At 70.1% G+C, this 20,746-nt stretch carries 17 protein-coding genes; 8 read left to right on the plus strand and 9 right to left on the minus strand.

What is annotated here, in order from left to right; translation table 11 throughout:
• Nucleotides 1-190: 190 nt before the first annotated feature.
• From ACKTSN_RS13660 to ACKTSN_RS13680, 5 genes are all read left to right on the plus strand, one after another.
• A complete protein-coding gene (locus tag ACKTSN_RS13660) occupies nt 191-1,468 on the plus strand; it encodes a hypothetical protein (protein ID WP_409469382.1) in 1,278 nt (425 codons plus the stop codon).
• Between the two features lie 29 nt (nt 1,469-1,497).
• Entirely contained in the window at nt 1,498-2,019 is a 522-nt protein-coding gene (locus ACKTSN_RS13665) for a GNAT family N-acetyltransferase (protein WP_409469383.1), read from the plus strand.
• 331 nt (nt 2,020-2,350) lie between these two features.
• On the plus strand, nt 2,351-2,917 hold the full coding sequence (locus tag ACKTSN_RS13670) for a GNAT family N-acetyltransferase (protein WP_409469384.1): 567 nt from the start codon (nt 2,351-2,353) through the stop codon (nt 2,915-2,917).
• Between the two features lie 38 nt (nt 2,918-2,955).
• On the plus strand, nt 2,956-3,525 hold the full coding sequence (locus ACKTSN_RS13675) for an HD domain-containing protein (RefSeq protein WP_409474823.1): 570 nt from the start codon (nt 2,956-2,958) through the stop codon (nt 3,523-3,525).
• 247 nt (nt 3,526-3,772) lie between these two features.
• Entirely contained in the window at nt 3,773-4,519 is a 747-nt protein-coding gene (locus ACKTSN_RS13680) for a hypothetical protein (RefSeq protein WP_409469385.1), read from the plus strand.
• 85 nt (nt 4,520-4,604) lie between these two features.
• On the opposite strand, the gene ACKTSN_RS13685 is transcribed toward ACKTSN_RS13680, so the two are convergent.
• The 3 genes from ACKTSN_RS13685 to ACKTSN_RS13695 form a co-directional block, all read right to left on the minus strand.
• Nucleotides 4,605-6,050 carry an aldehyde dehydrogenase family protein gene (locus tag ACKTSN_RS13685; RefSeq protein WP_409469386.1) on the minus strand — a complete coding sequence of 482 codons (1,446 nt, stop codon included), beginning with the start codon at nt 6,048-6,050 and terminating at the stop codon, nt 4,605-4,607.
• A 145-nt stretch (nt 6,051-6,195) separates the two neighbouring features.
• Nucleotides 6,196-7,779: a PucR family transcriptional regulator gene (locus tag ACKTSN_RS13690; RefSeq protein WP_409469387.1), complete on the minus strand. Its 1,584-nt coding sequence runs from the start codon at nt 7,777-7,779 to the stop codon at nt 6,196-6,198.
• Between the two features lie 127 nt (nt 7,780-7,906).
• Nucleotides 7,907-10,024, minus strand: a complete 2,118-nt coding sequence (locus ACKTSN_RS13695) for an ATP-binding protein (RefSeq protein WP_409469388.1) — start codon at nt 10,022-10,024, stop codon at nt 7,907-7,909.
• Between the two features lie 284 nt (nt 10,025-10,308).
• Between ACKTSN_RS13695 and gabT the strand changes: the two genes are divergently transcribed.
• Entirely contained in the window at nt 10,309-11,643 is a 1,335-nt protein-coding gene (gene gabT, locus ACKTSN_RS13700; protein WP_409469389.1) for a 4-aminobutyrate--2-oxoglutarate transaminase, read from the plus strand.
• A 481-nt stretch (nt 11,644-12,124) separates the two neighbouring features.
• On the plus strand, nt 12,125-12,769 hold the full coding sequence (locus tag ACKTSN_RS13705; RefSeq protein ID WP_409469390.1) for a phosphatase PAP2 family protein: 645 nt from the start codon (nt 12,125-12,127) through the stop codon (nt 12,767-12,769).
• Between the two features lie 6 nt (nt 12,770-12,775).
• On the opposite strand, the gene ACKTSN_RS13710 is transcribed toward ACKTSN_RS13705, so the two are convergent.
• The 6 genes from ACKTSN_RS13710 to ACKTSN_RS13735 are packed head-to-tail and all read right to left on the minus strand — an operon-like array spanning nt 12,776 to nt 19,945.
• Nucleotides 12,776-14,203 (minus strand): NAD(P)/FAD-dependent oxidoreductase, encoded by a 1,428-nt coding sequence (locus tag ACKTSN_RS13710; RefSeq protein ID WP_409469391.1) that lies wholly within the window; start codon nt 14,201-14,203, stop codon nt 12,776-12,778.
• A 21-nt stretch (nt 14,204-14,224) separates the two neighbouring features.
• Nucleotides 14,225-15,025 carry an ABC transporter permease gene (locus ACKTSN_RS13715; RefSeq protein WP_409469392.1) on the minus strand — a complete coding sequence of 267 codons (801 nt, stop codon included), beginning with the start codon at nt 15,023-15,025 and terminating at the stop codon, nt 14,225-14,227.
• Entirely contained in the window at nt 15,026-15,949 is a 924-nt protein-coding gene (locus ACKTSN_RS13720; protein ID WP_409469393.1) for an ABC transporter permease, read from the minus strand.
• A complete protein-coding gene (locus ACKTSN_RS13725) occupies nt 15,949-17,103 on the minus strand; it encodes an ABC transporter ATP-binding protein (protein ID WP_409469394.1) in 1,155 nt (384 codons plus the stop codon). Before ACKTSN_RS13725 ends, ACKTSN_RS13720 begins: the two co-directional genes overlap by 1 nt.
• Nucleotides 17,104-17,108: 5 nt before the next feature.
• On the minus strand, nt 17,109-18,353 hold the full coding sequence (locus ACKTSN_RS13730; protein ID WP_409469395.1) for a polyamine ABC transporter substrate-binding protein: 1,245 nt from the start codon (nt 18,351-18,353) through the stop codon (nt 17,109-17,111).
• Between the two features lie 56 nt (nt 18,354-18,409).
• A complete protein-coding gene (locus ACKTSN_RS13735; RefSeq protein ID WP_409469396.1) occupies nt 18,410-19,945 on the minus strand; it encodes a gamma-aminobutyraldehyde dehydrogenase in 1,536 nt (511 codons plus the stop codon).
• A 210-nt stretch (nt 19,946-20,155) separates the two neighbouring features.
• On the opposite strand from ACKTSN_RS13735, the gene ACKTSN_RS13740 reads away from it, so the two are divergent.
• On the plus strand, nt 20,156-20,746 hold the full coding sequence (locus ACKTSN_RS13740) for an NADAR family protein (protein ID WP_409469397.1): 591 nt from the start codon (nt 20,156-20,158) through the stop codon (nt 20,744-20,746).

Genomic DNA, 20,746 nt, shown 5'->3' on the forward strand with positions numbered 1-20,746 from the left:
CTTCGGCGCGGCATGCGTGCGTCCTCTCCGCAGCTCAGAACGGGTGCTGAAGTGGCGTAGGACCAGTGCACCGGCTCGGGCGGCGCTGCGGGCAACGAGCGACCGGACGTTTAGGCGGACGTTTTCGCCTTCGCTGTATAGGCCAAGTCACTGCCGTGAGAGGGCAGTCCGTGGTCGCAGGGGGAAACGCATGGCCGACACGAGCGTGAGCAGACTGGCGCGGTTACGGCATGCCGCCGGGTACACGCAAGAATCCTTCGTGACGGCGTTCGCACGGGAAGCCGCGCACCTCGGTGTCGACGCGTCGGTGAGCGTGCGGCAGCTCCGCCGTTGGGAGCGCGAGAACCCCCCGCCGCTCCCCCACCCCAGTCAGCAGACCGTGTTGGAGGCCATGTTCGGCGTACCGCTCACCGAGATGGGGTTCGACGTCCCCGCACATCGTGTGACGGTTTCGGCGCCGATCAGCGACCCTGAAGAGGTGAAGCGGAGGACGTTCGTCGCCGACGCCGGGGCGCTCGCCGCGGCGGCCCTTGTTCCTGCTCGGCCGGGCCCGAGGATCGGCGCGGCCGACATCGCCCGACTACGTGCGAGGCTCGACGGGCTGTACCAGATGGACCACACGGCGGGCAGTGTGCCGGCCATGACGCAGGCGCACCGCATCGAGGACGAGATCACGGGCGCCCTCGGGGCTGCCTCGTACACCGGCCGTATTGGCCGTGAGCTACAGACGATGCTCGCCGAACTGCACGGCCACCGGGCGTGGTACGGCTACGACGGCGGACGTATTGATCAGGGCCGCGCCGCCTGCATGGAAGCACTCGCGGCGGCGCAACTCGTCGACAACCCGTTGCTACAGGTCTCCGTGCTGGAGACGCTTGTACTCCTCGCGATCAAGGCAGACCGGGCGTGGGAGGCCGCGAGCGCGGTCGAGAACGCCTACCGGCTCGCCACGCGCGCGGGTGCCGGACACACGGTGCATCTGGTGATCGCGCTACGAGATGCCAACGTGGCCACCCACACGGGAGACCTGTCCGGGGCGCGCCGCGCCCTCAGCCGGGCAGTCAGTCACCAGGGGCACGCGGACACGGACGCCGAGGTGCCCAACTGGGCGCAGTTCGTGGGCCCGTTCGAGGTCGACTACGCCACGGCGGACATGTACGTGCGGGCCGAGCAGCCCAGGCGCGCCGTGCCGTTCCTGCGCGCCGCAGTGCGCGGTATCGGCGGCGACCTCGCCCGCAACAGCGCCTCGTACCGCGTGAAACTCGCGGGTGTACTCCTCGACGCCGGGGAGGTCGACGAAGCGTGCGCGGAGATGAGCGCCGTTCTCGCCGTGTGCGGCGGAATCTCCTCTCCTCGCCTGCTCGGCAAGATCCGGGAGTTTCAGAGGTCCGCGGCCAAGGTCGACAGTGCTGCGGCGCGCGAGTGCGGCGAGTGCATCCGCGAAGCCGTCCGAGGAGGCACCACATGACGCAGCAAGGGACCATCAGGATAGAGCGCATGGACGGACCGGCCGCGGCTCAGGCCGAGGACGCGTTCAGGCTGGTCTACGCTGAGGCGTTCGCGGAACCGCCGTACAACGAGACCGCCGACGACGTCGCGGCCACCTTCCGCCGCTTCCGCTCCCAGGCCCGAAAAGCCACCTTCCGCGCCACCCTGGCCCGTACCGAGGACGGCGAGCCGGTCGGCATGGCGTACGGCTACCCGCTCGGTCCGAACACCCGGTGGTGGGACCAACTGACCGAGCCCGTACCCGACGACATGCGGCGCGAGGACGGACGCCGCACCTTCGGGCTCATGGAACTTGCCGTACGCGGACCGTGGCGCGGGCAGGGCATCGCGCGGCGCCTGCACAAGACCCTGCTCGAGGGCATCGAGGCCGAGCGGATGCTGCTCAACGTCCACCCAGACAGCAAGGCGGCGTCGGCCGCGTACCGGGGGTGGGGGTACCGGAAGGTCGGCGAGGCGCGACCGTGGGAGGGCGCGGACCTCCATGACGTGATGCTGCTCGATCTGCACTGAACACCGGGCAGGCACCTCGCGCGCGTAGGGGCACAGCGACCGGTCACGGACGTCGACTGCCCTCACGCGCGGGAGGGGGCGGAACCGGTTACGCGTGCATGGGACGTTCCCAGATGAACCGGGCGCGGTGCCGGTGGGACGCGGTGCCCGCGCGCACCCGCGCGCGAGACACGACCGGTCGCGGGCGGCATTTCATCAGGCAGCCCGGGGACGCGGGGGAAGCCGTTCTCGGCTTCCCCTCTCCCCCTCACTCTGCCGACTGAGACAGAGGGGAAGAGGGGCGAGGCCGCCGGCACGCTGAGGGACTACGCGGACGAGAGGGAGCAGCCTGATGACTGAGATCACGTACGAGCGCTACGAGGGACCGGACGCAGCCGCCCAGCTTGACACGTTCCTCCCCGCCTACGAGGAGGTCTACGTTGAGCCGCCCTACTGCGAGGGACCCCGCGACGTCGCCGAGTTCATCGACCACTACCAGGTGCAGGCCCAGCGTCCCGGCATGCGCCTTGTCCTCGCCCGCGATGAGGAGGACGTCGTCGGCTTCACCTACGGCTACTACCTCGCCCCTGACACCCGCTGGTGGAAGAACCTCCAGGACGTCACTCTCCCGGACGACTTCACCCGCGAGGATGGCCGGCGTACGTTCGTGATCATCGAACTCGCAGTACGGAAGCCGTGGCGTCGGCGCGGCATCGCCGCCGAGCTCCACGCCCGGCTCCTCGAAGGCCTGGGCGCCGAGCGGATCACGCTGACGATGCGGCCCGAGCCAGAGGCGGCGCCGGCCCAGTCCGCCTACGCGGCTTGGGGTTACCAGAATGTCGGTGTGTCCCACCCGTGGGAGGAGGCGCCGCTGTACAACTGCATGATCCGCGAGCTGCGCCGAGGTCAGGCGTTGTAGCCGTTCTGCGTGAGAGGAGCCCGACGGTGTCCGAGGAGATGAAGGCGGTTGCGCGCTTCCTGTTCGAAGCGGGAACGCTGAAGCAGGCCAAGCGGACTGGATGGTGGATGGCGGGTGTCAAGGACCCGGAATCGGTCGCTGATCACTCGTGGCGGACGTCCCTCATCGCGACGATCATCGCGAAGCTCGAAGGCGCCGACCCGGCCCGGGCGGCGTTCCTCGCGGTGTGGCACGACTCCCAGGAAACGCGTACCGGCGACGTGAACCATCTCGGCAAGAAGTACACCGAGGGCGAGGCCGACCCGCGGGACATCACGGCAGACCAGGTCTCGGGTATGCCCGAGGGACTGGCCCAGGTCGTGCAAGAACTGGTCGCCGAGTACGAAGCAAAGGAGTCCCTGGAAGCTGTCTGCGCCCGCGATGCCGACAAGCTGGAGTGCATGATCCAGGGCATCGAGTACCGGGACCAGGGCTACGTCAACGCTCAGCGGTGGATCGACAACAGCCGCGGCCGGATCGTCACCAAGTCAGGGCAGGCGATCGCTGACACGGTGCTGGAGACGGGGTCGTTGGACTGGCTCCGCGCGGCGATGGGCGAGAAGGGCTGACGCCAGGCGCTGTGACTCTGCTGCTTCACGCCCGGCCCCCCCCTTCGCCGACTGCGCCGCGAAGCAGTAGCTGCACAGAAGAAAAGGGGCTGTCAGTAACTGCCGGGGGTGGGTAGGGTGCCGGACGTGCGTTGATCTTCTGGGCGGTGGCGCCATGGCCGCCGCGGACGGAGCGGCCCCCTCCTGTCGGTGTGACGGCGAGGACGGCACGGCATGCTCACCCGTCAAACCGACTGGAGATCACCACGTGCAGCCGCTGACCTATGAGGCGTTTGTCGCCCGAGCCGTCGCCGATCCCGACGTCGTCGGGCTTGTTCTCAAGGGCTCCCAGGCCCATGACGGCATGGCCACCAAGCAGTCCGATCACGATGTCTACGTCATCCTCGCCGACGACGCGAACACCGACCTCACAGATCTCGATGGCCATCGTTCCACCAAGCTGGACCTCATGGTCATGACGGTGGACAGCTTCCGTCGGCTCGGTGGTTGGGAGCGGTATGCCCTCGCTCGGGGCCGCGTCCTGCTCGACAGGCTCGACGGCGAGATCGCAAAGATCATCGCCGCCAAAGGACGACTCGACGTCGGTGAGGCGTCGCGAGCGGCAGCTGGTTGGCTGGATGCCTATGCCAACTCCCTCTACCGGTCGGTCAAGAACGCCCGCGACGGCCACCTGCTCGCCGCACGCCTCGACGCGGCCGACAGCATCGGCTTCCTGCTGGAGCTGCTGTTCGCCCTCGAGCGTCGTCCGCGCCCCTACAACAAGTACCTGGAGTGGGAACTGGAAAGGTTCCCACTTCCGGAATGGAACACGGGCGCGTTGCTGGCCACGATCGGACAGATCGCGGACACGGGTGACGTGGACGTGCAACGACGGCTTTTCGCACAGGTTGAGGCGGTGGCCCGGGACGCCGGCCATGGGTCCACGTTGGACGCCTGGGGCGAGGATCTGCGGTTGATGCGCCCCCGCCCGGGACACGCCGCCGACGGCACCTGACGGTTTCCGCACGTCGGAATGGGCGGGTACGACAACGGCCGAAGCCTCCGCACAGCAGGCTCCGGCCGTCGGACTGTGGATGTCGTCAGAGTGCCAGACCGGTGAGGACCAGCACCCGCTCGTACGTGTAGTCGTCCATCGCGAACTTCACGCCCTCGCGGCCCACGCCGGACTGCTTGGCGCCGCCGTACGGCATCTGGTCGGCGCGGTAGGAGGGCACGTCGCCGATGATCACGCCGCCGACCTCGAGGGCGCGGTGGGCGCGGAAGGAGGCCTGGAGGTCGTGGGTGAACACGCCTGCCTGGAGGCCGTACTTGGAGTCGTTGGCGGCGGCGAACGCCTCGGTCTCGCCGTTCACCTTCTGGACGGTGAGGACGGGGCCGAAGACCTCCTCGCAGGCGATCGTGACGTCGGCCGGTACGTCGGTGAGGACGGTCGGCGCGTAGGAGGCGCCGTCGCGCTTGCCGCCGGTGAGCAGCTTCGCGCCGGCGGTCACCGCCTCGTCGACCCAGGACTCCACGCGCTTCGCGGCGTCCTCGCTGACCAGCGGGCCGACGTCCGTCGTGTCGTCGGAGGGGTCGCCGGTGACCTGGGCCTCGACCGCGGCGACGATGCGCGGCAGCAGGCGGTCGTACACGGACGCGTCGGCGATCACGCGCTGCACCGAGATGCAGGACTGGCCACCCTGGTAGTTGGAGAAGGTGGCGATGCGGTTCGCCGCCCAGTCGAGGTCCTCGTCGGAGGCGTAGTCGGCGAGGACGACGGCCGCGCCGTTGCCGCCCAGCTCCAGGGTGCAGTGCTTGCGCGGCACCGAGTCCATGATCGCGTAGCCGACCTTCTCGGAACCGGTGAAGGAGATGACCGGGAGGCGCTCGTCCTGGACCAGGGCGGGCATGGCCTCGTTGGGGACCGGGAGGATGCTCCAGGAGCCGGCCGGGAGGTCGGTCTCGGCGAGCAGCTCGCCGATGATCAGGCCGGAGAGCGGAGTGGCGGGCGCCGGCTTGAGGATGATCGGGGCGCCGGCTGCGATGGCCGGGGCGACCTTGTGGGCGCACAGGTTGAGGGGGAAGTTGAACGGCGCGATGCCGAGCACGACGCCCTTCGGGAAGCGCCGGGTGAGGGCGAGCCGGCCCTGGCCGCCGGCTTCGGTGTCGAGGCGCTGCGCCTCGCCGCCGTTGAAGCGGCGGGCCTCCTCGGCGGCGAACCGGAAGACGGACACGGCGCGGCCGACCTCGCCGCGGGCCCACTTGATCGGCTTGCCGTTCTCGGCGGAGATCAGCCGGGCGATCTCCTCGGTGCGCTCGATCAGCCGCTTGCTGACGTGGTCGAGGGCGGCGGCGCGGACGTGGGCGGGCGTGGCGGCGAAGGAGTCCCGGACGGCGTACGCGGCGGCCACGGCCTCCTCGACCTGGTCCGCGGTCGGCACGCTGACCTTGCCGACGATGCGGCCGTCCCACGGGGAGGTGACGTCGAAGCTGTCCTCGCCGGTGGCCTGACGGCCGGCGAGCCAGAAGGCGTGGGTGGAGGTCATGATGTGGCCCGTGCCCTTCCGCGTTGATGGTGGTTGGTGGTGCTCGTGTATGTCGTCGTCCACGGTAGGGCGGCACGGGCGCGGGGGCGCTTGTCCGATTCGTAGCAGTGGCGGAGGTGGGTACGCCGGTTTGGCCCGGTCGGGGCTACGAGGACTCGGGCGACGTCGCCTTCAGTGCCAGCCACAGCTCCATCCGTACGTCCGGATCGTCCAGGGACCGGCCGAGGATCTCCTCCACGCGCCGCATCCGGTAGCGCAGGGTGTGCCGGTGGACGCCCAGGTCGGCGGCGGCCGCGTCCCACTGGCCGTGCCGGGAGAGCCAGGCCCGCAGGGAGGCGACCAGATCGCCGCGGCCGGTGGCGTCGTGCTCGTGCAGGGCACGGAGCAGACCGTCGGCGAAGGCGCGCACCGCGTCGTCGGCGAGCAGCGGCAGGACCGAGCCCGCCGCGAGCTGCTCGTGCTCGACGAGGACCCGGCCCCGGCGGCGGGCCACCGACAGGGCCTGCTCGGCCTGCTTGTACGCGGCGGCCGCGGCGATCGGTCCGGCCGGCGCCGACAAGCCGACGACCAGGTCGTCCTCCTCCCCCGCCGCCTGTTCCTGTCCCGCCCGCGCCGCTTCCCGAGCCGTCGCGTACTCCCCGCAGGCCGCGACTGCCGCGCCCCCGTCCGCGGCCAGCACCACCAGCCGCTCCCCTTCGCCCTCGGGAACGACCAGCACCGCCTCCCCGGACCGGGCCGCGGCCGCCTCCACGGCCTCCGCGATCCCGGCGAGGCCCGCCTGCCCGGACGGGCAGTCGGCGACGACGACCCGGAACGGGGCGTCGAGCAGGCCGTCGTACAGGTCGCCGGCGACGCCACGGGCGTGGTCCGGCTGCCCGGCGAGCAGCATGCGCAGCACGGCCGCGCCGATCCGCTGCTCGGCGGCCTGCAGGGAACGGGAGCGCTCGGTGGTCAGGGTGAGCAGGGCGATGGCCGAGTGGAGGGCGTAGCGCTCGGCGGTGCCGAGGGCGGCGGCCGTACCGACAGCGAGGGCGGCGCGGGGGCGGCGACCGGTGCCGATGGTGTGCAGCTCGACGCGGTCCTCGTGCTCGGGTCCGCCCACCACGGCACTCGCCGGAGCGGGGCGCTCGCGCAGCCGTTCCACGTCGGCGGTGAGACGGGCGGCCCGGCGGGCGGCCCACTCCGGCGCGGCGGCGACGACGGCACCCGAGGCGTCGAACAGCGCCGCCCACCCGTCGACCTGGGCGGCGAGCCCGGTGAGCAGCCCCTCCGGACCGTCCGTCAGCGCCTGCCGGGTGAGTTCCCGCTGGGCCGCGAAGCCCGCGGTGACCGCCCGGTACTGGTCGGCGGCGATGGCCGCAGACACCGCCTTGGTGATGGCGAGGAAGGGTGTGCGGCGGGGGACTTCGAGGAGCGGCAGCCCCTCCTCCTCCGCCGCGTCGACGAGGGCCTTCGGCGTCTCGTCGTAGTTGACCCCGACGGCGAAGCCCAGCCCGACGACCCCCGCTCCGACCAGCCGCTTCACATAGCGGCGCATCGCCTCCGGGTCCTCCGCGTCCAGCTTCAGCGCGGTGATCAGCAGCAGTTCCCCGCCCTCCATGTACGGGACGGGGTCGGCGAGCTCGCTGGAGTGCGCCCAGCGGACGGGCACGTCGAGGCGGTCCTCGCCCGCCCGCACGGTGAGTTTGAGCGCGGAATGGTGGACGAGGGAGGCGAGCGTCGGGGGCATGGGGCCTTCAGGTCGGTCTGCGGTTGTGTTCGGGAGATCGGCTGGTCGTTGTGATCTTTTGGCCGCCACGTATGAACGACCTGTGTCGATTCTGCCTCACCGTACGGTCCCGGTGCCCGTGAAAACCTCAGTCGCGCAGATCCACCAGCAGCGGCGGCGCGTGCTCCCCCTTCAGGTTCGTCAGCGACAGCACCGCATGCCCCGGCGGCACCCCGTGCGCGAGCTCGGACGCCGACCACCGCTCCCGTTCGACCTGGCGGACGGTGACCGCCCGCGCGGTCGGCGCCTTCCCGGTGATGACCCGGCGCAGCATGTGCACGGCCTTGCCCGCCGGCGTCTCGGCGATGATCTGCCGGTCGGTGACGTCCCGCGTCTCCGTCCACTCCTTGCCCCACACCTCGGCGAAGTCCTGCCCGTCCCATGGGGTGAGGCCGGACAGCGCCACCCGGCATCCGGTGGCGCCGAGCAGGGGGCCGCGCAGCGGGCGCGGTACGTCGTCGAGGGTGCGCAGGGTCAGTACGGCGCCCGCGCCCGCCGACCGCAGCCGCTGGATGCCCCGTACGGCCTCCGGAGTGACCACGCCCGTCGCGTCGTCCAGGATCAGGCAGGCGAACAGCGACCGGTCCTCCCGTGCGGGCACGCTCGCCGTGAACTGCGCCAGCACCAGCCGCGCCAGCATCCGCGAGGCATCCGCGTGGCCCCGCTCGGGCAGGTCGATGCGCACCCGCACCGGGTGGTCGAGGGCCTTCAGCGAGAACGGCCGCGACTGCCCGGACGTGTCGAAGAAACCCGCGAACGCGGGCCGGTCGAGCAGCGCCACCCGGTCGGCCAGCACCCCGCCCACATCGCCCGGGTGGCCCATCTGCCGCTCCCGCGCGTCGAGTTCCCGCAACAGCGGCTCCTGCCCGGCGTCCTGGAGGGCGGTACGCAGTGCGGCGAGCGGTCCGGGCGCGCCGTCGAGCAGCTGCCGCAGCTCGGGTACGGAGGGGAAGCGGTCGTGGACCGCGCGGAACGGTCCGAGGAGCTGCGCCAGGACCGTCGTGGAGCGGCGGCTGTCGCTGCCCGGGTGCGGGTCGGCGAGGTCCCCGACCAGCGCCTCGGCCAGCACGGCCGCGGCCTCGTCGGGGTCGGTGGTGCCGCCGTACAGGTCGAGGTCGTACACGGACTCCGGGTTCCCGATCCGTACGACGACGTCGTACGCCTCGGCCGGACCGAGCCCCGCGCCCGCCGCGCCGACCACGACGACGGCGGCCCGGCCGGCGAGCGCCTGCAGGCACAGCGACTCGGCGAGCGGGCGCACGACGGTGCCGGTCTTGCCGGAGCCGGCCGGGCCGACGGCGAGCAGTGAGGTGCCGAGCAGGTCGGGGCCGAGGGCGAGGCCGGTGCCGCGGTAGGCGTACGGGTTGCGCGCGTCGTCGGCGGTCGTGCCGAGGCGGACCTGGCCGGTGAGCAGGTCGTGGCGGGCGAGCCGGGTCGGCAGGTCGCGTTCGCCGGAGGGGTGCAGGCAGGCGGCGGCGCCGTCCTTGAGGACCGCGCCGGTGAAGGTGGCGAGGCTGTGCCGGCCGCTGCGTACGCCCTGCCAGGCGCGGGCGATCCGGGCGTGGTCGACGTCCCGCATCAGCCCCGTGCGGGCGTCGGCGGCGAGCCGGTCGGCGGCGTCGACGGCACCGGCGGCGCGCAGCGCTGGCCACTCGGCGGGGTCCTGTTCGGGGGCGGGCGGCCGCTGAGCCGCCGGGCCTGTGGTACGGCGCCAGGCGGGCGGGCCGAAGCGCCGCCAGATCTCGCTCCACCGGCCGAGCCGGCCCACGCCGATCATGATGATCAGCGCGATGATCACGTAGTACGCGTAGACGACCACGACGGCACCGAAGCTGTGCGGTTCGGCCCAGGAATCGGGGATCATCGCGTACAAGGGCAGCAGCCACCAGCCGCCGAGGTAGCCGTTCCACAACAGCGACCAGATCAGCCACCCCACCAGAAACGCGATCAACGCCCCGGTCAACAGCTGTCGAGCCGGAATCTGCTCGGGCTCCTCCTCCGGCCGAGGCTGATGCCCGAACCGCCACACTCCCGGCGCCGCCTCCGGCCGCGTGGTGCGCAGCCACGCGAGGAAGGCCGACCCGTCCGGGTGCGCCGGCGCGTGCGTCGGCCGCGGCGGTACCGCGGGCGGATCCGGCGGCGTCGCCGGCCGGGGCACAGGATTCGCATGCGTGCCCCGCGTGTCCCGCGTCCCGTCGCTGTCCATCGCTCTTGCCCCCTGACCAGCCGCTCCGTCCACCATCAGCGAGTCAATCTAACGCCCTCCCAAGGGGAGTTCACCGCTTACGCGGCCGGGCCTGCGGTGATGTGTTCGCGCCGCGCCATGTCCACCACGGACAACCCGTTCCGGCGACAACGCCCACATGGAGCATGCCCAGGTCCGATCCGCGGCTCTAGCCTGCGAAGAAAGAAGGCAAGCGTCCGAAAATCCCCACCCGGAACGTCTGGTTCACCCGGAATGCCGGTACGCAAGATCATCAGGGAGCCCTCATGACCGCAATCCCGCAGGAGCGCCGCGTCGTCACCGCCATCCCCGGCCCGAAGTCGCAGGAACTGCAGGCCCGCCGTACCGCCGCGGTCGCCCAGGGCGTGGGCTCCGTGCTGCCGGTGTTCACCGCGCGTGCGGGCGGCGGCATCATCGAGGACGTCGACGGCAACCGGCTGATCGACTTCGGTTCCGGCATCGCCGTGACCTCCGTGGGCGCGTCCGCCGAGGCCGTCGTACGCCGGGCGAGCGCGCAGCTGGCCGACTTCACCCACACCTGTTTCATGGTCACGCCGTACGAGGGGTACGTCGAGGTCGCCGAGGCCCTCGCCGAGCTGACGCCCGGTGACCACGCCAAGAAGTCCGCCCTCTTCAACTCCGGCGCCGAGGCCGTCGAGAACGCCGTCAAGATCGCGCGCGCCTACACCAAGCGCCAGGCCGTCGTCGTCTTCGACCACGGCTACCACGGCCGTACGAACCTCACCATGGCGCTGACCGCGAAGAACATGCCGTACAAGCACGGCTTCGGCCCGTTCGCGCCCGAGGTCTACCGGGTGCCGGTGGCGTACGGCTACCGCTGGCCGACCGGCCCGGAGAACGCCGGCCCGGAGGCCGCCGCGCAGGCCATCGACCAGATGTCCAAGCAGGTCGGCGCGGACAACATCGCCGCGATCATCATTGAGCCGGTGCTCGGCGAGGGCGGCTTCATCGAGCCGGCCAAGGGCTTCCTCCCCGCGATCCGCCAGTTCGCCGCCGACAACGGCATCGTCTTCGTCGCCGACGAGATCCAGTCCGGGTTCTGCCGTACGGGTCAGTGGTTCGCCTGCGAGGACGAGGGCATCGTCCCGGACCTGATCACCACCGCCAAGGGCATCGCGGGCGGTCTGCCGCTGGCCGCCGTCACCGGTCGCGCCGAGATCATGGACGCCGCGCACGCGGGCGGCCTGGGCGGTACGTACGGCGGCAACCCGGTCGCCTGCGCCGGCGCACTCGGGTCGATCGAGACGATGAAGGAGCTCGACCTCAACGCCAGGGCGAAGAACATCGAGGCGGTCATGAAGGCCCGCCTCACCGCCATGGCCGAGAAGTTCGACATCATCGGCGACGTCCGCGGCCGCGGCGCGATGATCGCCATCGAGCTGGTCAAGGACCGTACGACCAAGGAGCCCAACCCGGAGGCCACCGCCGCGCTCGCCAAGGCCTGCCACGCCGAGGGACTGCTGGTCCTGACCTGTGGCACCTACGGCAACGTGCTGCGCTTCCTGCCGCCGCTGGTGATCGGCGAGGGCCTGCTGACCGAGGGCCTCGACATCATCGAGCAGGCCTTCGCCCGCATCTGAGCCCTGCCCCGGCGCGATTCCGGCGCCGGGGCCGCCTACGGCAGAGCGTGTGAAGAACGTGTGCGAGGTGGATGGTGGGACGGGATTCCGTCTGTCGCACCCGCACCCCCTGTCGTAGGTTCTACCCAGATGAGAGATACACCCCGCCCACAGGGGACTGTGGGCGACATCAGGCCGGGGCATCCCCAGCTTCGACCTGGTCGTGCCCTCGCGCACACAACCGGTGCCTGAAGGCTCCGGGTCTCCTCACCGATCGGACAGTCGCCCGCCCCAGACCCCCCGGGGCGCGCGACGTTCCGGTCCGGACGGCCGCCTGGGAGCGGTACGCCCATGAAGGGCCGGCGCACACCCCCCTTTGTGCCGGCCCTTCAGCGTGTCCGGGGCAGGGAACCTCCGACGCCAGTGGTCTGGACAGCTGGCGCCTACTACTGCGCGGGCGGCGGTTCCTGAACCCGATCGGCCCCCTGCGAAGCTGTTCCCCGTGCTCCCTGTTCTTCTGCTGCTCGCCCTGCCCGTCGTTCTCTTCGTGCTGATCACCTGGCAGGTCGTCGCGGACGGGCCGCTGGTGGGGCTGGACGAGCGGATCAGCCGTGTGCTGGTCCAGCCCGACCGGTGTTCCGAACTCCTCGCCGATCTGGGCAATGTGCAGGTGGCCGTGCCCGTTCTCGCGATCGCCGCGGTGTACGCCGCCCGCCGAGCGTGGGCCGCGAGGGTGGGGCGCTGGTGGCTGCCGGGCGCAGCAGCCGCCGTCCTCATGGCGCTCGTCCCGGCTCTCGTCGTCCCGCTCAAGGAGCTGACCGACCGCCCGGGCACCCCGGTCGTCCCGCCCGCCACCGGCTACTACCCCTCCGGCCACACCGCGACCGCAGTCGTCGCCTACGGCTGTGCGACCCTGCTCCTTCTCCCCTTGCTGCACGGCACGTACGCCAGACGCGCCCTCGCGCTGTGCTGCGTCGCCGTCAATCTCGGCGTCGGCTTCGGGCTGGTCCGGCGCGGCTACCACTGGCCACTGGACGTCGTGGCCAGTTGGTGCCTCGGTGCGGTGCTGATCGGCTGCTTCGTGATGGTCGTCAGCCGAAGCAGCCGTCGAGCGTCCGCTGGAACTCCCGATTCCAAGTCGGAGTGACCCAGGTCAGCTGTCGAAGCCCAGGCCCAGCCGGTCCATCGCCCGCAGCCACAGGTTGCGCCGGCCGCCGTGCGCGTCCGCCCTGGCCAGCGACCACTTGGTGAGGGCGATACCGGTCCACGCGAAGGGCTCCGGCGGGAAGGGGAGGGGCTTCCTGCGCACCATTTCCAGCTCCGTGCGTTCCGTGCGCTCCCCCGCCAGCAGGTCCAGCATCACATCGGCACCGAAGCGGGTGGCGCCCACACCGAGGCCCGTGTAGCCCGCCGCGTACGCGACCTTCCCGCCGTGCGCGGTGCCGAAGAACGCCGAGAAGCGCGAGCAGGTGTCGATCGCGCCGCCCCAGGCATGGGTGAAGCGGACGCCCTCCAGCTGCGGGAAGCAGGTGAAGAAGTGCCCGGCGAGCTTGGCGTACGTCTCCGGGCGGTCGTCGTACTCGGCGCGCACCCGGCCGCCGTACGGGTAGATGGCGTCGTAGCCGCCCCAGAGGATGCGGTTGTCGGCGGAGAGGCGGAAGTAGTGGAACTGGTTCGCCGAATCGCCGAGGCCCTGCCGGTTCTTCCAGCCGATCGACGCGAGGTGTTCGGCGGTGAGCGGCTCGGTCATCAGCGCGTAGTCGTAGACGGGGACGGTGTACGACCTCACCCGCCTGACCAGGCTGGGGAAGATGTTCGTGCCGAGAGCGACCCTGCGGGCGCGGACCTCGCCGTAGGGGGTGCGTACGGCCATGCCGGCGCCGTACGGCTTCAGGGTGAGGGCGGGGGTGTGCTCGTAGATGCGTACGCCGAGGTCACGGCAGGCCCGCTTCAGGCCCCAGACGAGCTTGGCGGGGTGGAGCATGGCCACGCCGCGGCGGTCCCACAGGCCCGCCTGGAAGGTCGGTGAGTCGACTTGTTCCTTCACCGCTTCGGCGTCCAGGAACTCCACGTCCTCAGCGAGGCCCTTGTGCTCCATCTCCTCGTACCAGTCGCGCAGTTCCCACGCCTGGTACGTCTCGGTCGCCACGTCGATCTCGCCGGTGCGTTCGAAGTCGCAGTCGATTCCGTGCCGGGCGACCGCTGCCTCGATCTCGTCGAGGTTGCGGGCGCCCAGCTCCTGAAGCTTGTGGATCTCGTCGGGCCAGCGGGCGAGGCCGTTGGGCAGGCCGTGGGTGAGGGAGGCGGCGCAGAAACCGCCGTTGCGGCCGGAGGCGGCCCAGCCCATCTCGCGGCCTTCCAGCAGGATCACGTCCCGCTGCGGGTCGCGCTCCTTGGCGCCCAGTGCGGTCCACAGTCCGCTGTATCCGCCGCCGACGACCAGCAGGTCGCAGGTCTCGGCGCCGGCGAGCGCGGGCTCGGGGTGGGGCCTGCCGGGGTCGTCCAGCCAGTACGGGACCGGCTGGGCTTCGGAAAGGGACTTCGTCCAGTTGTTTCTGGGGCTCATGGCGCTTGGGGCCATGATTTCAACTCCCTACAGGGTTTATGCCTTTTGCCTGGCGCGTCGGCTGCTGATGACCATGGAGGTCAGTACGAGCAGTACGGCGATGAGGAACATGGCCGTACCGATGACATTGATCTGAACGGGCGTTCCGCGCTGCGCGGAGCCCCACACGAACATGGGGAAGGTGACGGTCGAGCCCGCGTTGAAATTGGTGATGATGAAATCGTCGAAGGAGAGCGCGAAGGCGAGCAGTGCGCCCGCGGCGATTCCGGGTGCCGCGATCGGCAGGGTGACCCGGAGGAAGGTCTGGAGCGGGCCGGCGTACAGATCACGGGCGGCCTCCTCCAGCCTCGGGTCCATCGACATCACCCGTGCCTTGACGGCCGTCACGACGAAGCTGAGGCAGAACATGATGTGGGCGATCAGGATCGTCCAGAATCCCAACTGAACACCCATGTTGAGGAAGAGGGTGAGCAGCGAGGCCGCCATGACGACCTCGGGCATGGCCATGGGCAGGAAGATCAGCGAGTTGACGGCCCCCCGCGCGCGGAAGCGGTACCTCACCAGTGCGAAGGCGATCATCGCACCCAGGATCGTCGCGCCCAGCGTCGCCCAGAGCGCGATCCGGAGGCTGAGCGAGAGCGAGCCGCACAGATCGGCGACGCCGCACGGATCGGTCCAGGCCTCCGTGGAGAATTCCTGCCACTCGTAGTTGAAACGGCCCTTCGGGTTGTTGAAGGAGAACACCGTGACGACGACGTTCGGCAGCAGGAGATATCCGAGCGTGAACAGTCCCGCAATGACGACGAGATGGCGCTTGAGCCAGTTGACGAAGGCCATTTAAACCAGATCCTCCGTGCCGGACTTGCGGATGTACAGCGTCACCATGATGAGGATCGCGAACATCAGGATGAAGGAGAGGGCCGCCGCCGTCGGATAGTCCAGAATCCGCAGGAACTGCGACTGGATGACGTTTCCGATCATGCGGGTGTCGGTGGAGCCGAGCAGATCGGCGTTCACGTAGTCACCGGCGGCCGGAATGAACGTCAGCAGGGTGCCGGAGACGACGCCCGGCATCGACAGCGGGAAGGTGACCTTCCGGAAGGTCGTGAAGGGGCGCGCGTACAGATCGCCCGCGGCCTCGTGCAGCCGGCCGTCGATGCGCTCCAGGGAGGTGTAGAGCGGCAGGATCATGAACGGCAGGAAGTTGTACGTCAGACCGCACACCACCGCCAGCGGGGTGGCCAGCACCCGGTCGCCGGCGGTGATGCCGAGCCAGCTGGTGACGTCCAGGACGTGCAGGGAGTTCAGGGCGCCGACGACCGGGCCGCCGTCCGCGAGGATCGTCTTCCAGGCGAGCGTACGGATCAGGAAGCTGGTGAAGAACGGCGCGATCACCAGGATCATGATCAGGTTCCGCCAGCGGCCCGCGCGGAACGCGATCAGGTACGCCAGCGGGTAGCCCAGCAGCAGACACAGGATCGTCGCGGTGCCGGCGTAGAGGACCGAGCGCAGGAACTGCGGCCAGTACTCGGACAGCGCGTTCCAGTAGGTGGCGAAGTGCCAGGTGACCTCGTAGCCCTCCTCCAGGGAGCCCGTCTGCACGGACGTGGAGGCCTGGTAGATCATCGACAGCGCGAAGAAGACCAGCAGCCAGAGGATGCCGGGCAGCAGGAGCAGGTACGGCGTCCAGCGGCCCCTCTTGCGTGGCGGCTTCTTCGCCGGAACGGGCGCCAGAGGTGGCGCTTCGGTGACAGCGGCCATCAGGAGGTCTCCTCCTCGACCTTCTCCACGCCCGCCTCGATGTCCTGGGACGCGTCCAGGCCGAAGGTGTGCGCCGGGCTCCAGTGCAGGACGACCTCGGCGCCGGGGGCGAGACGTGTGTCGCGGTCGACGTTCTGGACGTAGACGGCGAGTTCGGGGCCGGCGGGGCTGTCGATGACGTACTGCGTGGAGACGCCTATGAAGCTGGCGTCGGCGATCCTGCCGGTGACGCGGTTGCGGCCGTCCGGGATCTCGCCGGCATCGTCGGCGTGCGTGAGGGAGATCTTCTCGGGGCGTACGCCGACCAGCACCTTGCCACCGGTCGTGGTGGGCGCCGAGCAGCGCTCCGACGGCAGGGTGAGCTTGCCGCCGCCCGCCTTGAGGACGATCTCCTCGCCGCTCCTGGTGTCGACCTCGGCCTCGATCAGGTTGGAGGTGCCGAGGAAGTTGGCGACGAAGGTCGTCCGCGGGTTCTCGTACAGGTCGGCGGGGGCGCCGAGTTGCTCGACGCGGCCCGCGTTCATCACGGCGACCGTGTCGGCCATCGTCATGGCCTCCTCCTGGTCGTGCGTGACATGGACGAAGGTGATGCCGACCTCGGTCTGGATGCGCTTGAGCTCCAGCTGCATCTGACGGCGCAGCTTCAGGTCGAGGGCGCCGAGGGGCTCGTCGAGGAGCAGCACCTTGGGGTGGTTGATCAGCGCACGGGCGACGGCCACGCGCTGCTGCTGGCCGCCGGAGAGCTGGTGCGGCTTCTTGCGGGCCTGCTCGCCCAGCTGGACCAGGTCGAGCATCTCCTCGACCTGCTTCTTCACCGACTTGATGCCGCGCCGGCGCAGGCCGAAGGCGACGTTCTCGAAGATGTCGAGGTGCGGGAAGAGGGCATAGGACTGGAAGACCGTGTTCACCGGCCGCTTGTACGGCGGCAGCCGGGTCACGTCCTGCTCGCCGAGCGAGACGGTGCCCGACGTCGGCTCCTCCAAGCCCGCGATCATGCGGAGGGTGGTGGTCTTGCCGCAGCCGGACGCGCCGAGCAGGGCGAAGAAGGAGCCCTGCGGCACGGTCAGGTCCAGTGGGTGTACGGCGGTGAAGGAGCCGTAGGTCTTGCTGATTCCGGAGAGGCGGACGTCGCCGCTGCTGTTGGTCGTCGTCATCGTCGTCACGCCCCTGTGAGCTTCGCGAACTTCTCTTCGTAGGCCGTCTCTTCCTTCGAGCTGAGGGAGCGGAAGGCACGAGACTTGGCGGCCATCTCCTGGTCGGGAATGATCAGCGGGTTGTTCGCCGCATCCTCGTCGATCTCGGCGAGTTCCGCCTTCACCCCGTCGACCGGGCACACGTAGTTGATGTACGCGGCGAGCTGCGCGGCCGGCTTCGGCTCGAAGTAGTAGTCGATGAGACGTTCGGCGTTGGTCTTGTGCCGGGCCTTGTTGGGCACCAGCAGGTTGTCCGTCGACGTCATGTATCCGCTGTCCGGGATGAGGAAGTCGACGTCGGGGCTGTCGGCCTTGAGCTGGACGACGTCACCGGCCCAGGCGAGGCAGGCCGCGAAGTCACCCTTGGTGAGGTCCGAGGTGTAGTCGTTGCCGGTGAAGCGGCGGATCTGGCCCTGGTCGACGGCCTTCTGGAGGCGGGCGATCGCCGCGTCGAAGTCGTCGTCGGTGAAGCTGCCCGGGTCCTTGCCCATGTCGAGCAGCGTCATCCCGACGCTGTCGCGCATCTCGGACAGGAAGCCGACGCGGCCCTTGAGCTTGGGATTGTCGAGCAGGTCGGAGACCGACTTCACCTCGACGCCGTCCAGCGCCTTCTTGTTGTAGGCGATGACCGTGGAGATGCCGGTCCAGGGGTACGAGTACGCCCGTCCCGGGTCCCAGTCGGGGCTGCGGAACTGCTGGGACAGATTGGCGAACGCGTGCGGCAGGTTGGACGGGTCCAGTTTCTGGACCCACCCGAAGCGGATGAGGCGCGCGGCAAGCCAGTCGGTCACGCAGATCAGGTCGCGGCCCGTGTCCTGGCCGGCCGCGAGCTGCGGCTTGATCTTGCCGAAGAACTCGACGTTGTCGTTGATGTCCTCGGTGTACTTGACCGTGATACCGGTGCGCCGCTTGAACTCGTCGAGCGTCGGGTGGCGCTTCTCGCTCTCGTCGACGTCCATGTACTCGGTCCAGTTGGAGAAGGTGACGGTCTTCTCCTTCGCCGAGTGGTCCTCGGACGACACGCCCGACGTCTTCGCCGCCGGGGGGATGCCGCAGGCGCTCAGCGCCCCGAGGCCGCCGACCGCGAGCGCGCCGCCGGCGGAGGCGCGCAGCAGGGAACGGCGGGTGAGGGAGGCCCTGCCGCTGCGCAGGCTGCGCCGCATGGCGGCCGCTTGGGCCGCGGACAGGCGGTCGGGCTCGTACTGCTCCATGCGCGTGGTGCCCTTTCGGGAGGGTCGGCGGCCGCGGGTCAGGCGGCCTGTTGTGGCTATCGGTCCCCGAAGATCGTGCGGTGCCAGTCCTTGCGGGCCACCGCCGTGTTGTCGAACATGACGTGCTTGATCTGGGTGTACTCCTCGAACGAGTACGCGGACATGTCCTTGCCGAAGCCGGACTGCTTGTACCCGCCGTGCGGCATCTCGCTGATGATCGGGATGTGATCGTTGACCCACACGCAGCCCGCCTTGATCTCGCGGGTGGCGCGGCCCGCCCGGTAGACGTCCCGGCTCCAGGCGGACGCGGCCAGCCCGTACGGGGTGTCGTTGGCGAGCCGGATACCTTCGTCGTCGGTGTCGAACGGCAGGACGACGAGGACCGGTCCGAAGATCTCGGACTGGACGATCTCGCTGTCCTGGGGCGCGTCCGCGACAAGGGTGGGGCGATAGTACGCGCCGTTCTCGAGATCCCCCTGCGGTGCTTCGCCGCCCGTCACCACGCGCGCGTAGGCACGTGCCCGCTCCACGAACCCGGCGACGCGGTCGCGTTGGGTGTGGGAGACGAGGGGACCCAGGTCGGTGCCCGGGGTGAAGGGGTCGCCCAGGCGGACGGTTTCCATGAGTTCGGCGGTCTTTTCGACGAACGCCTCGTAGAGCGGCCTCTGCACATACGCGCGCGTGGCGGCCGTGCAGTCCTGCCCGGTGTTGATGAGGGCGCCCGCGACCGCGCCGTGGACGGCCGCCTCCAGGTCGGCGTCGTCGAAGACCACGAAGGGCGCCTTGCCGCCCAGCTCCAGGTGGAGCCGTTTGACGGTGGCGGTGGCGATCTCGGCGACCCGCTTGCCGACGGCGGTGGAGCCGGTGAAGGAGGTCATGGCCACGTCGGAGTGGCCGACCAGGTGCTCGCCGGCCTCCTCGCCGGTGCCGGTGACGATGTTGATGACACCGTCGGGGATTCCGGCGTCGGTGGCGGCCTGGGCGAAGAGGAGGGAGGTCAGCGGGGTGAGCTCGGCGGGCTTCAGCACGATCGTGTTGCCCGCGGCGATCGCCGGGAGGATCTTCCAGGCGGCCATCTGGAGGGGGTAGTTCCAGGGCGCGATGGAGCCGACGACGCCGATGGGCTCACGGCGGACGTACGAGGTGTGGTCGCCGGAGTACTCGCCGGCGGACTGCCCCTGGAGGTGCCGTGCGGCGCCCGCGAAAAAGGCGGTGTTGTCGATCGTGCCCGGCACGTCGAACTCACGGGTCAGCTTCAGCGGCTTGCCGCACTGCAGGGACTCGGCGTGGGCCAAGTCCTCTGCGCGGTCGGCGAGTACAGCGGCGAAGCGGTGCAGCGCGTCGGAACGCTCGCCGGGGGTCGCGCCGGACCAGCCCGGGAAGGCGTCGCGCGCGGCGGCGACGGCCGCGTCCACGTCGTCCGGGCCGGCCAGGTCATAGGTGAAGACGTCCTCACCTGTAGCCGGGTCGACGACCGTGTGCGTACGACCGGATGTGCCCTTCGTCAGGCGGCCGGCGATGTACTGCGCGCCGTCCGCGAAACGGTCCTGGACGGGGAATCGTTCCGGGGTGGTCCTGCCCGGCTTGTGCATGTCGCTCTCCTCCGCCGTCGCCCCGGTGTCCACGGGGTAGGTGGCGTAGCTCCAGCTCGATTTGAGTGCCGATCCTGACAGAGCCAAGGGCGTCCAACAAGTGATTCCGTTGTTGCCTTTTGGTTACGCGACGGAATCTGTCGACCAGGTGTCGAGTCGGCATGGAAAAGGAGGGACGGACTGTCAGTGGTGCCTGCCAGACTCGCATGCATGGAGAGGATCACGGGGAAGATCGATTCCTTGGACGCCCTGGTCAGGGAGGTCCGCGCGGGGGCGCACATCAAGTATCTGCACTTCTGGGGGCACCGGCCACGGTCGGACGGGCGAGGGGGGCCGAGCTGTCTGAGCCAGTGGTGGCCGTCGCCGTTCACGGTGGACGAGGTGGAGTACGCGACGGCGGAGCACTGGATGATGGCCGCCAAGGCGCGGCTGTTCGAGGACGCGGAGGCGGAGCGCCGGGTGCTGGCGGCTGCGCATCCCGCGCAGGCGAAGAAGGCGGGGCGGCTCGTGCGCGGCTTCGACGAGTCGATATGGGAGCGCGAGCGCTTCGGGATCGTGGTCGAGGGGAGCGTCCACAAGTTCGGCGCGCATGCGGATCTGCGTGAGTATCTGCTGAACACCGGGGCGCGGGTACTGGTGGAGGCGAGTCCCGTGGACCGGGTGTGGGGCATCGGGCTCGCCGCGGACGACGAGGCCGCGTCGGATCCGGAGCGGTGGCGGGGGCCGAATCTCCTGGGGTTCGCGTTGATGGAGGCGCGGGAGAGGCTGCGGAGCGCTGAAGGGAGCGCTGCAGGGGCGTAG

The sequence above is a fragment of the Streptomyces flavusporus genome (assembly GCF_046267975.1).
GTDB lineage: Bacteria > Actinomycetota > Actinomycetes > Streptomycetales > Streptomycetaceae > Streptomyces > Streptomyces flavusporus.